This is a genomic window from Paenibacillus sp. 37 (genome assembly GCF_008386395.1).
Lineage (GTDB): Bacteria > Bacillota > Bacilli > Paenibacillales > Paenibacillaceae > Paenibacillus > Paenibacillus amylolyticus_B.
The window spans coordinates 6,605,375-6,620,829 of record NZ_CP043761.1; the positions used below are offsets into that span (position 1 = coordinate 6,605,375).

At 47.8% G+C, this 15,455-nt stretch carries 14 protein-coding genes; 6 read left to right on the forward strand and 8 right to left on the reverse strand.

Going from position 1 to position 15,455, the window contains the following annotated elements:
• Positions 1 to 138 precede the first annotated feature (138 nt).
• Positions 139 to 1,581: a glucuronate isomerase gene (gene uxaC / locus F0220_RS28290; protein WP_105600265.1), complete on the reverse strand. Its 1,443-nt coding sequence runs from the start codon at positions 1,579 to 1,581 to the stop codon at positions 139 to 141.
• Positions 1,582 to 1,784: 203 nt separating this feature from the next.
• On the opposite strand from uxaC, the gene F0220_RS28295 reads away from it, so the two are divergent.
• Together F0220_RS28295 and F0220_RS28300 are read left to right on the forward strand one after the other, a co-directional pair.
• Entirely contained in the window at positions 1,785 to 2,528 is a 744-nt protein-coding gene (locus tag F0220_RS28295) for an MBL fold metallo-hydrolase (RefSeq protein ID WP_105600267.1), read from the forward strand.
• A 64-nt stretch (positions 2,529 to 2,592) separates the two neighbouring features.
• Positions 2,593 to 2,871 carry a hypothetical protein gene (locus tag F0220_RS28300; protein WP_091012669.1) on the forward strand — a complete coding sequence of 93 codons (279 nt, stop codon included), beginning with the start codon at positions 2,593 to 2,595 and terminating at the stop codon, positions 2,869 to 2,871.
• A 450-nt stretch (positions 2,872 to 3,321) separates the two neighbouring features.
• On the opposite strand, the gene F0220_RS28305 is transcribed toward F0220_RS28300, so the two are convergent.
• Together F0220_RS28305 and F0220_RS28310 are read right to left on the reverse strand one after the other, a co-directional pair.
• The gene (locus F0220_RS28305; protein ID WP_091012668.1) at positions 3,322 to 4,803 is read right to left on the reverse strand and encodes an alpha-amylase; all 1,482 of its coding nucleotides are present in this window, start codon (positions 4,801 to 4,803) and stop codon (positions 3,322 to 3,324) included.
• A gap of 197 nt (positions 4,804 to 5,000) precedes the next feature.
• On the reverse strand, positions 5,001 to 7,313 hold the full coding sequence (locus F0220_RS28310; RefSeq protein WP_149846848.1) for an ATP-dependent DNA helicase: 2,313 nt from the start codon (positions 7,311 to 7,313) through the stop codon (positions 5,001 to 5,003).
• 137 nt (positions 7,314 to 7,450) lie between these two features.
• On the opposite strand from F0220_RS28310, the gene F0220_RS33340 reads away from it, so the two are divergent.
• Both F0220_RS33340 and F0220_RS28320 read left to right on the forward strand, forming a co-directional pair.
• Complete coding sequence (locus F0220_RS33340; RefSeq protein WP_076253722.1) at positions 7,451 to 7,948, forward strand: antibiotic biosynthesis monooxygenase family protein; 498 nt, start codon at positions 7,451 to 7,453, stop codon at positions 7,946 to 7,948.
• Positions 7,949 to 8,119: 171 nt separating this feature from the next.
• Positions 8,120 to 10,102 carry an LTA synthase family protein gene (locus F0220_RS28320; protein WP_223199800.1) on the forward strand — a complete coding sequence of 661 codons (1,983 nt, stop codon included), beginning with the start codon at positions 8,120 to 8,122 and terminating at the stop codon, positions 10,100 to 10,102.
• 94 nt (positions 10,103 to 10,196) lie between these two features.
• Here F0220_RS28320 and F0220_RS28325 read toward each other — a convergent pair whose 3' ends face one another.
• The 5 genes from F0220_RS28325 to cidR form a co-directional block, all read right to left on the reverse strand.
• Complete coding sequence (locus F0220_RS28325) at positions 10,197 to 10,757, reverse strand: hypothetical protein (RefSeq protein ID WP_149846849.1); 561 nt, start codon at positions 10,755 to 10,757, stop codon at positions 10,197 to 10,199.
• Positions 10,758 to 10,911: 154 nt separating this feature from the next.
• Positions 10,912 to 11,583, reverse strand: coding sequence for a GNAT family N-acetyltransferase (locus F0220_RS28330; RefSeq protein WP_149846850.1), 672 nt, complete (start codon positions 11,581 to 11,583; stop codon positions 10,912 to 10,914).
• 45 nt (positions 11,584 to 11,628) lie between these two features.
• The gene (locus F0220_RS28335) at positions 11,629 to 12,303 is read right to left on the reverse strand and encodes a GNAT family N-acetyltransferase (RefSeq protein ID WP_149846851.1); all 675 of its coding nucleotides are present in this window, start codon (positions 12,301 to 12,303) and stop codon (positions 11,629 to 11,631) included.
• A 74-nt stretch (positions 12,304 to 12,377) separates the two neighbouring features.
• Positions 12,378 to 13,235 (reverse strand): carbon-nitrogen hydrolase family protein, encoded by an 858-nt coding sequence (locus tag F0220_RS28340; RefSeq protein WP_149846852.1) that lies wholly within the window; start codon positions 13,233 to 13,235, stop codon positions 12,378 to 12,380.
• A 111-nt stretch (positions 13,236 to 13,346) separates the two neighbouring features.
• The gene (gene cidR / locus F0220_RS28345) at positions 13,347 to 14,231 is read right to left on the reverse strand and encodes a cidABC operon transcriptional activator CidR (protein ID WP_149846853.1); all 885 of its coding nucleotides are present in this window, start codon (positions 14,229 to 14,231) and stop codon (positions 13,347 to 13,349) included.
• A 155-nt stretch (positions 14,232 to 14,386) separates the two neighbouring features.
• Between cidR and F0220_RS28350 the strand changes: the two genes are divergently transcribed.
• The gene (locus F0220_RS28350) at positions 14,387 to 14,758 is read left to right on the forward strand and encodes a CidA/LrgA family protein (RefSeq protein ID WP_017691758.1); all 372 of its coding nucleotides are present in this window, start codon (positions 14,387 to 14,389) and stop codon (positions 14,756 to 14,758) included.
• Entirely contained in the window at positions 14,755 to 15,435 is a 681-nt protein-coding gene (locus tag F0220_RS28355) for an LrgB family protein (RefSeq protein ID WP_047840819.1), read from the forward strand. The genes F0220_RS28350 and F0220_RS28355 overlap by 4 nt, the downstream gene beginning before the upstream one ends.
• Positions 15,436 to 15,455 lie beyond the last annotated feature (20 nt).

Consider the following 15,455-nt stretch of genomic DNA (forward strand, 5'->3'; position numbering starts at 1 on the left):
CAAAAGAAGCTCCCTTCTATACTCCAGTGGATGATGACCCGGGGTAAGAAATGGGAGCATTTTTATTACGTTTGAAAAGTAGAAACTAGAGAATCTTCTTATTGCATAACTTGCATGATTAGATGCGCTTGTTAATCATCAGGACTGTGAAGCAGAGACTGTTTTAGGAACTGAAGCAAACGGGAAATACTCTTTTGCATTGTTGTAGGCGATGCCCTGTACGATCTGACCAAGCAGCTCCAGATCCTGCGGCGCCTCCCCTTGTTCAGCCCATTCACCGATAAGGTTGCAGACCAATCGACGGAAATACTCATGCCGGGTGTAAGAAAGGAAGCTGCGTGAATCGGTCAGCATACCGACAAATCGGCTGAGCAGACCCACATTCGCCAGTGCCTTCATCTGGGCCAGCATTCCGTCCTTCGTATCATTGAACCACCATGCTGCACCAAGCTGAATTTTGCCAGGAATACCCCCGCCCTGGAAGCTGCCGATGATCGCCGCGAGCACTTCGTTGTCCCTTGGATTTAAGGAATACAGAATCGTTTTGGGTAACGCCTGCTGCTGCTCTAACGCATCAAGCAATCCAATCATTGCTGATGATAGCGGTGTATCATTCACGGCATCGTAACCGGTATCTGGCCCAAGCTTGGCAAACATCCGCGTATTGTTGTTACGGGCTGCATTAATGTGGAACTGCATCACCCAGCCCCGCTCTGCATACAGTTTGCCAAGGAACGTCAGCGTCACTGTCTTGTACTTGTCCTCTTCCTCACGACTTACCTTCTGACCCGCAAGTGCCTTGGCAAAGATGGCAGCTGCTTCCTCTCGCGTAGCCACACCGTAAGGGACATAATCGAGTGCATGGTCAGAGACTCTGCCGCCGACAGAATGGAAGAATTCCACACGTGACTCCAGCGCAGCAAGGAAGGATTCATAATCTGAAATGGCAGTGCCAGATGCCTGCGACAGCTTGCCCACCCATTCCACGAAGGTATCCCGGTTCAATTCCAAGCCTTTATCCGGGCGGAAAGAAGGTAATACCGCCGTGTCAAAGCCTTCGATTTCCTGAATCTTTAGATGATACTCCAGAGAATCCGTTGGGTCATCGGTTGTGCACACAACAGTGACATTAGATTTGGTAATCAGATCACGTGCACCGAATCCGTCACTGTTCAGTTTGGCATTTACTTTTTCCCAGATGGCCGGTGCGCTTGTCTCATTCAATACTTCGTAGACGCCGAAATATCGCTGTAATTCCAAGTGAGACCAGGCATACAGCGGATTACCGATCATCATAGGGACCGTTTTGGCGTAAGCCAGGAAACGATCGTAATCAGTCACTCCTCCGCCGCCGGTCACATATTGCTCTTCAATTCCGTTTGCGCGCATGAGCCGCCACTTATAGTGATCACCGTATAACCAAGCCTCTGTAAGATTGCCAAAGGTTTTGTTCTCGTAGATCTCCTGAGGACTGAGGTGGCAATGATAATCAATAATCGGCATGTCTTTGGCATAATCCTCATATAACTTGATCGCCGTTTCATTGTGCAGCAAAAATTGTTCATCCAGAAAAGATTTCATTCGCCTCGCACGCTCCCTTTAGGTGAGTTTACGTTCATATGGGTTCACTTCCCATCTTTACGCTACACTGTTTATCATCAAAGTTCAATATAAAATGATAGCGTTATCAAAAAAGGTTGATTTAGGCATATATTCGGGAACAGGGTATACTGGATTTAACGCAAGGATGCTGATCTGAAGATCACACAAGGAGATGAAATGAATTGAAAGTTACTTTTCTGGGCACAGGAGATATGTTTAGCGTGGAGCAGCACCACAATAGTATGCTGGCTGAATTCGGTGACACGCATCTGGTCATTGATTTTCCGGAATCGAATGCCAAAGCACTCAAGGAATACGGTTTTCCAATGACCGATATCCACAACGTGTTCATTACCCACCTGCATGAGGATCATATTAACGGTGTACAGATGCTGGGTTATTACGCACAGATTGTAGGCGACCGCAAACCCCGTCTGTTCATCCATGAACAATTGGTAGATCCACTCTGGAACATTCTATCCCCCGGAATGCGCTACACAACAGATGGTGAACGTACCATGAGCGATTACTATGATGTCGTTCCCCTGCCAGATGGAGGCACATTCGAACTGGGCGGCGTGACGTTTGAGACGTTTCGGACCCAACATGTTCCCGGTATGGTCAGCAATGGGCTTCTCGCCAAGCCTTACTTCTATTACAGTGCAGACAGTACACTCGACCAGGAACGGGTGGAGCAAGTTGCCGCTGATGTGCAGCTGATTTTCCATGAATGTCATATGCATGATCTGGTGATCAAATCCCATACCTCATTGAAGGATCTGGAGCAGTTACCCGCGGAAGTGAGACAGAAAACCGTACTGATGCATTATCATGATGAGTACGCGGATGCGGACAAACGGGAACAGTTCAACCGCGCGCATGATCTACGGATGGTTGGTACGTTGGAATCATTTGAACTGAAGTAGGTAAACGGAGAGAGGACATCGGATATTATCGTATTCGATCTATATTCTAATGGAGGTCATTGCTATGGAATATCGAATTGAACAAGGTTACTTTCTGATATATTCTCCTGCAAGAAGCACCAGTAGTGGAGACATCATGGTGGTTAAATTACTGGAAAGACCCTTTAAGGATAGAGTTGAATTCCTCATTAACAGCAAAAACTATGAGTGTACTACACACCATGAATACTTAAACTTTGAGCCAACTTCTCATCATAAACCTGAGAAGCCTGGAGCATTTTCAATGGAACGAAGTGAGTTCAATCAAATGTGGGATACGATGAATCAGTATTTTGAAGAGTAATAACCTTATCCTGCTGTTAAATCTAAGCTGATTCCTTTCTCATTTCATGTTTTCACTTGCAGCAGTGATTCGTTTGCCTATGGCGGCGAGCCTTAACTCAGTTAAGCTAACGAATCTGAGAGGCCTTATTCGGCTGAAATCCGAGTTACCAGTATTCTAACGAATCTCAAATACGTTAATCTGATGATAGTGCTCCAATTGGCGCTATTTCAATCGTTTTTGAGAGTAATAAGGTTTCTGAGATTCGTTAGAATTCCAATATCGCTAATTCAGTGCAAATAAGGTGCCCTCGGTTCGTTAGGATGGAGTTTTAGTTGTACCTAGAAAAATGCAAAAAACCACCTGGACACAGGTATACTCGCTCTCCTGTTCAGATGGTTTAACGATCAATCTATATACTGTTTTCATATCAATCGGTGCACCTTTTCTTATCCTGCCTGGCACATGCCATTACTCAGCGTCAGCGCAGTCCTCATTCTGTTCGGGAAGGGCCCATACCGACACGCCCCCACCGCACACATGGAAGGTGGCCCAGCCGTCTTTCTCAATGGTAATCTGATCCTCACAGCTCTTCGTCAGATCCACCCAGACTTCACCAGCACGATGCTCGCCGATGAACATTCTCTTCTCGCCGTCATCGCCGTTGGAGATGACCACAGCACAACCGGAACCTTCGATTTCCTCTACGCCACGACGTACCCAGCCAATCGTATTGGCGTGATCGAAGTAATCTTCCTGCTCTCCATACGCCTTGTTGCAACGGGCAGACAGCAGAATGTCCAGAACTTCTTTTTTGCCATCCACAGGTTCAGGTCCACCAATGCCATAATAATCCCCGTAAAATACAACGGGATAACCATCGCGACGTAATAACGTCAACGCATAAGCGCTCGGCTTAAACCAATCTCCAATCCATGATTCCAACGCTTCATGAGGTTGGGAGTCATGGTTATCTACAAAAGTTACCGCATGGGTAGGATGTGTCTGCACCAAGGTATCATCAAAAATTTTGGAGAGATCAAAGTCTCTACCTGCAAGCGAAGCCTCATGCAACTTGTAGTGAAGAGACACGTCAAACAGGTCGATCTGATAGTCTACCGTATCAAGGAATTCACGACATGCATCCAGGTTCGAATTCCAGAACTCACCTACGATGTAGAAATCCTGACCGCGTTTGCGGATCATCTCTGCTGCGAACTCCTTGATGAATTCGTGGTTGATATGCTTAATCGCATCCAGCCGGAACCCACCACACTGGAGGGTATCGATCAGCCATTTTCCCCAATCAATCATCTCGCGCCGAACATCCGGGTGGTTATAATCTATATTGGCGAACATCAGATAGTCATAGTTGCCAAACTCATCATCGACATTCTCATTCCATTTTTTATTCTCTCCTGCGATGCGGAATACACCGGTTCGTTCTCCCTTGGCGTCAAAGTCTGTACCGTTGAAATGTTCAGAGCTCCACTTAAAGGAGGAGTATTGATCTCCGCGACCCGGAAATGTGAATTTGGTCCAGCCCTCAATTTCGAACGGCTCGGAAATTTCCTTCGTTCGATCATTGGGATCAACCTCGATCACTTTGAACACTTCCGTCTCATCTGCTCCGGCCTTGTGATTCATAACCAGATCCACATAGACGGCAATGCCGTTCTTCTGACACTCAGCAATGGCCTCCACCAGTTCCTGCTTGGTGCCATATTTGGTCCGTACGGTACCCTTTTGATCAAATTCGCCCAGATCGTACAGATCATATACACCATAACCTGTATCTTCTGCTGACACTGCCTTGGTTACGGGTGGTACCCATACCGAGTCAATGCCTTTGGCTTTCAGTTCCGGGGCCATTTCAGCCAGTCGCTTCCAATGATCTCCGTCTGCAGCCAGGTGCCATTCAAAAAACTGCATCATGGTATGATTTCTCTTCATTATAACCGACCTCCTTGATTGCTTTCGAAGCGGACCGCGGAACGGATAGGGTAATCGCCGTTGTTCGTTCGTTGCTAACCAAGTTATAACCCTTTCACCCTACCCTTCAATCATATAAAGGAAAGAAATCTGAGAAAAATCGTGTAAATGATTAGTTCAACTTATATACATGGATCATTTCATCCGTAGTTCATTCATCAAATTCGTTTATAGTCCCGCCACTCCTCGGGCAACAGGGAACGATACGGTTCTTGGATAAAACGATCATCGACCAGGACCAGCACACCCCTGTCTTCCTCCGTCCGAATCAGCCGTCCACCCGCCTGCAGCACCTTGTTCATACCCGGGAAAATATAGGCGTAATTGAATCCGTTGCGTCCTGTCCGATCATAGTAATCACGTAATACGTTGTTCTCCAGACCAATCTGCGGCAGCCCCGCACCTACCACAACGACGCCATTCAAACGGTCTCCCGGCAGATCGACCCCCTCCGAGAATACGCCACCCATGACGGCAAAAACCAAGCGTGTTCGTTCAGGATTCGGCTGAAATCCATCCAAAAACTGCTCCCGTTCCAGTTCGTTCATGCCTTGCTTTTGTATGACCGTATCCGCTTCACTTGGAAGCTGTGCATAGGTCTCATATATCTCGCGCATATAAGGGTAGGAAGGGAAGAAGACCATTAAATTACTGCGCGGCCACTCACTTACCAGCTGTTGCAGCATCTCCGCAATGGGTCGCCGGGATTGCTCCCGATCCTTATAACGCACGGATAAGGGCAGGAGTCTCACATCCAATTGTTCGCGCTGAAATGGAGATGGAATCTGCAATGTATAATCCTCTTCCTCTGCACCCAGCATATCCCGGTAATAGCGAAGGGGTGACAATGTAGCCGAAAAATGAATGAGGGAGCGAAAGCCTTTGGCAGTCTGACGAAGCAGTACCGAAGGATCGAGACAAAATAACTTCACTCTCACTTCGCTTCGGACACACTCTGCATACGTAATAAAACGTTCATCGTACAGCTTGGCAATGCGCAGGAAATTCTGTGCCGTGAAGTAGGCATCTAACAGCAGTTGATCCGTCTCGGCATTCCCCGAACCACCTTCAACAAGGCATTGCTCCGCAACCATGACAAAAGGTTCCAGTCGTTCAATCAGTTCCTCCGGTGCTTCCTGCTGGATGATCTTTCCTTCTTCTCTACCGTTTTTCCGAAGGGTAATCAGATACTTATCAATGGCCCCGGTGTAGTCAACAATGGCTTTGGCAGCAGGCACACTGCTGTCCAGCGACTGAAATTCTCTTTTCACATCTAGAAATACTGCCTTCTCCAGCTCAGCGGAAAACATCATTCGGCCACGATCGACCAAATTATGAGCCTCGTCCACCAGTAGCACCGTCTTGCGTTTCTGCTCCTCCAACATTCGTTTCAGAGAGATCCTCGGATCGAAAATATAGTTATAATCGCAGATCACCGCATCGGCTGCATACGCCGCGTCCAGGGAAAACTCAAACGGACACACTCGATGTTTGCGCGCATACTGCTCGATGACCGGACGTGTCATCAACGTCTCATGTTCCAGCATGTCCAGCACGGCCCCGTTAATACGGTCATAATACCCTTCACACATGCCGCACTGCCCCGTATCACAAGCTTCCTCTTCCTTAAAACATATCTTGTCCTTCGCGGTCAGACTGATCACATGCATCTTCAATCCTTCCGATTGCATCCGGGCAAAAGCTTCTTCTGCCGCCACCCGTGTCGTCGTCCTCGCAGTCAGATAGAACAATCGGCTCGCTTCGCCTTCGCCAATCGCTTTGACCGTGGGGAACAGTACGGACATCGTTTTACCGATGCCTGTTGGTGCTTTGGCCATCAATCCCTGACCCTCGCGGATCGTTTTGTATACAGCTCCTGCCAGTTTCCGCTGTCCCTCCCGGTATTTGCGAAAAGGAAACGGCAGCTCTTTCACACTGATATCCCGCTTTTCTTCATACGCAGCGATCATCTCTGCGTATGGCGCATAACCAGCAATCACTTCTGCCGCAAACTGCTCCAGTTCCTGCCGTTCTGCCATTCGGCGAAACCGTCTTTCTTCATGGGTTATCGAATGCACATACGTCAACTGCACTTGCATACGTGGTTCATCTTGCTGAACGGCGTACATATAGGCATACATCATGGCCTGCGCCCAGTGCACGGGAAGTCCTTCTCCCAGATCATCCAGATTGCCCGCAGTTGATTTGATCTCATCCACCGTCAACTGACCCTCCAACCGGATCAGGCCATCACATCGTCCCTCCACCACGTAGGTCAGATCCCCATGTTGAATCTCAGCTTCGAGCACAATCTCTTTCAGATCCTCTTCGGTGTACTCCTTCTGTACCCGCTGGTGAATCCGAGTCCCCTCTTGCATCGAGGCATTGGTCCGGAACCCTGGACGTATGCTGCCACTGCGGTACACATACTCCACCAAAGGTCTAACCGATATCCGAATTGTTGTTGTCATACGATCACCCGTTCTGTTTGTAGTGATTATACTTTATCATGAAAAGACGTACTCAAACCAGTTGACTCGCTGATTGGACTCGTACAATCCCATATGCTATCTTGAAATAGAATGTACTTAATGAGGAGGCAGCTTCTATGTATATCTATTTGGTTCCTTCACCGATTCCGGATGCACTTGCTGCGTACCCGCATCTAACTTTGCGAAGCGAAGAGCATGTGCGTCTGGCTATTGAATCCGCAGAACGCCTGATGAATATCGAGTCTGATGATAAAATAGCCGCATATGAAGCTTTTGATGCCGCAGGCTCCTGGACTGGCGGTGGTTACGCTGTTCTGAACAATATCCCTGTCACAGAGGATGGTCGTAACGATTTCGAAGAACGGTTTAAGAACCGTGCCCGCAAGGTAGAAGACGAGCCTGGTTTTGTCGGTATTCGTGTGCTTCGCCCTCTCAAGGATGATACGTATGTTGTACTTACACTCTGGCAGTCGGAGGAACATTTCAAAGGCTGGCAGGAATCCCAAGCCTATAGTCACGCTCACCGAAACCGCAGTACAAGCGAAGGGCTGACTGCACAGAAGCCCACCATGTTCCCCAGACCTTCTTACGTCACAACGTACACGATAGAATAACGGATTGGGTCTCACCTGTCTTTTAACGCAGCAGCCCATGTTTTTTTCAAACCTCTTCCTGCATGGAAGAGGTTTTTTGCCGTCAATTGTAGAAGGCTCTCATTTTTGACACAGCCATGCTGAGATAGGATAATACTTGTTAAATGAAACTTCGGAAGGGAAGGCGGTACCTTGTCACGCAGTTCACTCACCCGATTTCTAAGCGGACCTTTTATATTCTTTACCATTATTATGATGATCAAAAGCTCACTTGCCTGGATTGTTATCTTCGATGACATCCCTGTCTGGAAACCACTGCTGACCGAATTGCCGCTCATCTGGATCGGCTTCTGTCTAATTGAGTGGTTTGCTGCCAAGCGACGGATGTGGATGTACCTTGCCGTGGATCTGCTGCTTTCAGGGATTTTCTTTGCAGCCATCATGCACTACAAATACTATGGCGTAATCGTTAACTATCATGCGCTGGCACAGGTGAATCAGGTGACCTCAGTCAAGAGCAGTATGTTCTCTTTACTTGATCCCTATTATTTGTTTATTTTTGCAGACGTTTTGATCATTGGGGGGATACTCACTCGTCGTCGGATCAAGCTCGGGAGTACAGAACGCCCAAACCGTATTCCACTTGAACGACGTGCCAGAAGACGGGTCGCTTCGGTCATTCTGATCCTGTCCATGATCCTATGCATGCTTAACATCTATCCCAATCGGGCCAGCATGAGTGAGCTTACACAAGCAGAACAGATGGGCATCCTCGGTTACGAGGCGTATACCATCCTGGATCGACCTGATAAACCTGTGCCCATTGCTCAGATTGATCAGACTGACATCGACCAACTGAAGCAAACGACCGAACTTCCTGCAATTTTGGAGAAGGGTGCCGCGAGCGGACGCAATGTGATTATGCTCCAGTTGGAATCGTTTCAGAACTTTCTGATTGGATTAGAGGTAGATGGACAGGAGATCACGCCCAACCTGAATCAATTGGCTAGAAAGAACCTGTATTTTCCGAACTTCTATCAGCAAGTGGGACAGGGAAATACATCGGATGCAGAATTTGTTGTGAACACATCGTTCTACACCCCACCGAACGGGGCAGCAACAACTGTATATGCGGATAAAGCTCTGCCGAGTCTACCCAAGTTGATGTCAGCAAACGGATATCAGACAGCCACATTCCATACAAATGATGTTCGTTTCTGGAATCGGGATCAGTTATACAAGGCACTAGGGTTCGACCAGTATTATGATATTGATTATTTCGGCACACAGGACTCTATCGCCTTTTCGGCCTCGGATGAAGTACTGTATTCCAAGACACTGGATAAGCTGGAATCCATGCAGTCTTCGGGCAATCCCTTCTATGCCCATATCATTTCTATGTCAGCCCACCACCCGTACACTTTGCCTAAAAACAAGGTAAAGCTGACGCTGCCAGAACGTTACAAGGATACGTTGCCCGGTAATTATCTGATATCACAGCATTATGCGGATCAGGCAGTTGGACAGTTGATTGCTGGATTGAAAGAACGGGGATTATGGGAAAATAGCTTGCTCGTCTTGTACGGGGATCACCTGGGACTTCCCATCTACTCACTGGATAAGGATGACAAAGTCCTTATGAAAGAGTTGTATGGCCGGGAATACACATCAGCAGATATGATTAATATTCCGCTCATGATCTCGGCTCCGGGCGTTACCCCGGGTGTACAACTGGAACAGATCGGAGGCCAGGTGGACATTCTGCCAACGATTGCGGGACTCACCGGAGTATCACTGAAGGACCAATTACACTTCGGACAGGATTTGTTACACGAAGGTGGAAATCTCCTACCCGAACGTTATTACCTTCCTTCCGGGTCGGTGCTAAACGATGCTTCTCTCTTCATTCCGGCAAAAGGATACGGGGACGGGACGCATTATTCCCTAGCTGATGCAGGCAGACAGGATGCTGGGCAACAACGGACAGGTGTTCCGTCAGACGAGACACCTCAGATTTCGGGAGATGAGGAATCTCCAACTATCGCCACACCCAATAACAGTGGGCTGTCTTCTTCACGGTTTATAACGAAGGATCAATATGATCGAGCATTGGATCTTGCACACTTGTCCAACAGTTATTTAAGCCAGTTACCGGACCGAAAGGCTAAACAATAATTGAATCTTTTCACTCGAACTCATCCATGCGGCGACCCTCCTCTTTAACATAGAGAGAACGGTCGCTATTTATTTTCAGAACCAGACTAGTGGCCTATCCATTCGTAAGCAGACCATTAAAGAGCCAATATCCTTTCTCGGAACGAATAAAATAGAAATCCAATGCACTGTTTCCATCAGACCATACTGTAGCCATATGTAAAATGACACGATCTGAATCCAGAGGATTAAATCCACGATACTCCAAATTATTCAGGCTAACGTTTTGCAGAAAAGGTACTTCGTAATCCCCCTGTTCCAGTTTCGAAATAATGATATTGTTCTGCTGCGATATTTCTATATTCGGAGAAGACACCGATTCAAGATATGTATAGTTATTGGATTGCATCGCCGCCATCAGTTTAAACGTTATGTTCAGCGTTTCTCTTAAACTTTCTATTTCTTCTTGCTCTGTTGCGTCTTTTTCATCTTTTCTCTTCTGGTTGTTACGTACCTGCTCCTTCAGCAGTTCATTTTCCTTCCGCATTTGTTCGGTATTTATGGCATCCTCACGTTCCCTCTCCTGTGCATCTGGTAGTGAAGCATCGTCACTCGAACTGCAGGCTGTTAAAAATAAAGCGAGCATCCATATCAATAAGATTCTGCTTTTTCTCATCTAATCCCCTCCTTAATAAAAAGTGAATAATAGAAACACATATCTTCCATATTTATGGTAACATATTCCAAACAAAAGAAAATACTATCTTGTTTATTCTGAAAAATAAACAAAAAAGACCCGAACCCAGTCCAGGCTCGGGTCTTTCATATGATTACAACGGCAGTAGCGCAACCGACTTGCGAGCAGTCAATTGTTCTACCATGGCAAGCCATTCTTGTGGTTTATTAGGAAGTACAGCATAATATCGATTCAGGAAATCAGCCACCAGACTTGCTGGCAGTTCACCAAGCGACTCATCACCTGGCATGAAGCACAGATCCAATCCGCCAACCGCTTCACCATCCCCTTGCCAGGATGGATGAACATACGGGAAGTCCAGACGCTGGTATCCCAGATGGGACAATACTTCACGACGTACATACGGGTCCATCGGCTTGATACCGCCAAACTCGTGATCCTGACTCAGATAAGGGTTATAGATTTCGGCAAACATACCGAACAATTCTTTCCCGTTTGCTGCAGCCAGCTTTTGCAGATCACGCTTGCGGTGATTCGCCAGGAAACTGCCGATTCCCAGTCCTTCGCGCCCAATAATCGTGAAGTCCGTCATGGCCACGTTCCAATCCTCGTAATAACGGTATTCTGTCGCCCCAACAACTTGTCCCTCATGTACAGCCACGAACACCCGTATACCCGGATCTTCCAGCGGTTCTTCCCACAGGGAGAAGTCCAGCACTTCTTCCCGCGGGAAAATCTCCTGCATCAACTTGTGCATTTGGGCAAACAATGGATCTTTAATGGATGTAATACGCGTAAATTCCATGGATAAATACCCCCTTGATTGATGATGTATTTCATTTAATATTTTTTATTTGAACGGATTCCGCCACTCCATCAGGGCAGCATAATTACAGGATTCCTCATCGTCCAGATAGTCTGCGGTCACACCAACGGGCATGCGGCCACAGCGAAGCAGGAACGATATCACCGGGTCACGCCTCTCTCCCGCTGTTACCTGATCCAGATATTCCTGCGCAGACAGTTGGTCTGCAACCAGATGATAACCGGGCATTCTACCAGCGCCTAGTAACCGATCCATACCCTGTGCAATCACAAGATGGTACATCGCCTGCATCATCAACTGAGCCATTCCCCATTTTCGGTACTTTGGACGAACACAGAGATCAACAATATACAGCGTGTTGCCATCCGGCTGATGGTTACGAATATAACCGTCATCCGTTACTTCGGCCCAGGTATGACTTGCTGGATGTGCAGGGTCCCACTGCATCCGTAGCGAGGTCATTGAGCCAGCCAATTCTCCATCGACTTCAATACAGATGGCACCCTCCGGGTAATGCTGCACATGACTGGTGAGCTGCTCGTGACTCCAGAGCAGCTCTTCCGGATAAGGAGGAGGGAAACTCTCCGCCTGAATGCGAATGAGTTCCTCAAAGTCGGCTGCAATATAATTGCGAACGACTGCTTTTACCCTTTTACCATTCCGCTCCGGGTCGGTGATCAGCATTTCTTTCGTATACATGTTGCCGGTTCACCCCTTTCCACTGACAAATGAACTCCAAAACTCTGTTTTGCTTCGGTTTTAAACGTAGTTGCCTAAACCCAATCGGTATACAGATCGGTACGGCGGTCACGCCAGGTCGTTACCGATCCACGTTCACGCACCTCATACAGCAAGTCCAGATCCAGATCGGCGGTCACGATCATATCGTTGTTAATCTCACCCTCGGCCAGAATGCCACGTGGCGGGAATGGGATATCATTCGGCGTAATAATGGCAGCCTGTCCATAGTTGGCACGCATGAAGTCAACGGTCGGCAGGTTACCCACTGTTCCGGTTAACACAACATACACCTGATTCTCTACCGCACGGGCATGACTCGTATAACGCACACGGTAGAATCCGTGACGATCGTCCGTACAGGAAGGACAGAAGATCACGTCAGCGCCTTTGGCTTTGGCCATCCGTACAATTTCCGGGAATTCAATATCGTAACAGGTCAGCATGGCAATACGGCCTTTGTCCGTGTCGAACACCTCAAGTCCCTCTCCGGGAGCCATATTCCATTCCTGGACTTCGGTTGGTGTAATGTGAATCTTGTCCTGGCGAGCGATGCGACCATCTGGATAGAACATGTGGGCTGTATTATACAGCTTCCCTTCACGGCGAATGACGTGGGTTCCCCCGATGACGTGCATGCAATACTTGGCAGCAAGTGAAGTGAACAGTTGTTCATATTGTTCCGTATAGTTCGGCAGATCCTCAATCGTCAGTGCATTGCCTTGTTTGTCCCCAATGGACATTAACTGCGTTGTGAAAAATTCCGGGAACAGCACAAATTCGGTTCCGTATTCGCTCGCTGTCCGTATGTAATGCTCAGCCTGAGCGGCGAACTGCTCAAACGAGCTGATTGTGTGCAATTGGTATTGTACAGCGGATACCCGCAGTTTCATGTTCGTACACCTCCATCATGATTATGCTTCCATTGTAACAACGATCCGGGGTCAACAAAAGAGTATTTGCTCTGGGCACTACAATGACAGAATAACCTTCCCATCACTCCCTTACTCACCCAGCATCGACTGTGTGAATGCAATCCACTCTCTCGTGGCAAATGAAAGATAACGATCCTTCCGCCAGATCATGCCGAGCTGCCATGGAATCACCGGTTCCACCACGGGTATGATGCGTACACGCATATGATCCACCTCACGACAGATCGTCTCCGGCAGTAAGGCTACACCCAGATTGGCGGCAACCATCGCGCTGAGCAGATCCCACTGAGAGCTCTCATATACCACACGGGGCTGGAACCCCGCATGCTGGCAAGCCACAATAATCCGGTCATGCAATGCAAAATCCTCCCGGAACAGCACAAAGGCGTCGTTTTCCAGTTCATGCAGCGCGACCGACTCTTTCTCCGCAAGTGGATGTGAAGGGTGTACGAGCAGGTTCAGCTTCTCTTTCACAAACACAAAATGATCCAACAGCTCATCCACGGTTGGCAGTACGGCAACGCCAATATCCAGTGCACCGCTGATCACATCAGCCTCCACTTTTTTGGCGCCATCCTCAAACAGTTGAATGGTCACCTGCGGGTAGGCTTTGTGAAATTCACCAATGATCATGGGGAAAAAGCTTGATCCTACCATTGGCGGCAAGCCGATCCGCAGATGGCCTTTTTTCAAGTTCATCAGATCGTCCAATTCTGACGACAGACTACGGAATGATTTTTCAATCTCCAGTGCCTGCCGAAAAAAAACATGACCTGCATCGGTTAGTTCCACCTTTTTTCCATAACGGTCCAGTAGCGTGATCCCCAATTCCTCTTCAAGACTCTTGACCGTCTTGCTGATCGTGGGCTGGGTGATATACAGAACTTCGGCGGCTTTTGTGAAGCTCTGCTGCCGGGCAACTTCCAGAAAATATTGCAAATGGCGGATATCCATCGGTTGATCCCCACCTCTCATAGATAAATGGAATAGTAAACATTCTTAATATGCATTTTACTCATGAAAGAATGCCATGTAAAATTTGTGATATCAAATGAAACATTTTCAAAAAAAATTAAACGATTACGTTGATTATATAAGGAGGGATTGAAGTGAAAAAATGGGGCCTTGGTATTGCACAGGTTGCGCTCTTAATGGTTTTTTCACTGCTTATGGACCTGCTGGCCCGTACTCTCCATCTTCCTGTACCCGGTTCAATACTCGGTATGGTTGTGTTATTCATTCTGCTTCAGACTCGTGTCGTGAAGCTGCGTTGGATTGAAGTTGGGGCTGCCTGGCTGCTCGGTGAACTATTGTTATTTTTTATCCCGTCAGCCGTTGGCATCATGAACTATATGCCCATGCTGGAGCATGACGGATTGCAGATTTTATTCATCGTACTGCTTAGTACATTCCTGGTCATGTCCTGCACAGGCCTGGTTGCTACACGAATTGCCAAACGAAAGGAGCGTCACACCGGATGATTGGATTTCTCTGCCTGCTGTTAACCGTCGGTATCTATGGGGTCGCCAAACGAATGTATCGTAATCTGCCGAAAGTGTACCTGTCTCCGTTGCTCATTACGCCACTACTTGTCGTTGGCATATTACTTGCAACCGGAACGGATTATGCCACGTATAGCAGTGGCGGCAAATGGCTGAGTCTGCTTCTTCAACCGGCCACCGTGGCTTTTGCCGTTCCGCTCTATACCTTTTTCCATGTACTCAAAAAACATATTTCCGAGATTGTCTTCAGTGTCATGACCGGTTCAGTCGTTGCCGTACTCTCTTCTGCCCTGCTCGCCAAATGGTTGCGCCTGGATTCCGGTCTCATTCATAGTCTGATCCCAAGATCGATTACCACCCCAATTGCCATGAACGTATCCGCCACCATCGGTGGCATACCCGCAGTGACAGCTGTTTTTGTTATTATGACTGGTCTGCTCGGAGTGATTATGGGCCCTTCTATTGTCAAAATGCTGCGCATCGATGGGGAGATTGCACGAGGCACACTGTTTGGAACCGGTGCCCATGGCACAGGGACATCCAAGGCGTTTGAACTGAGTTCCCTGACCGGTACCATCTCCAGCATCTCCATGGTGCTCGCTGCATTGTTCACTTTAGCCGTTGCACCCGTCCTTTCCAAACTTATTTTTCCATAATAGATGGCATTATTCCACTT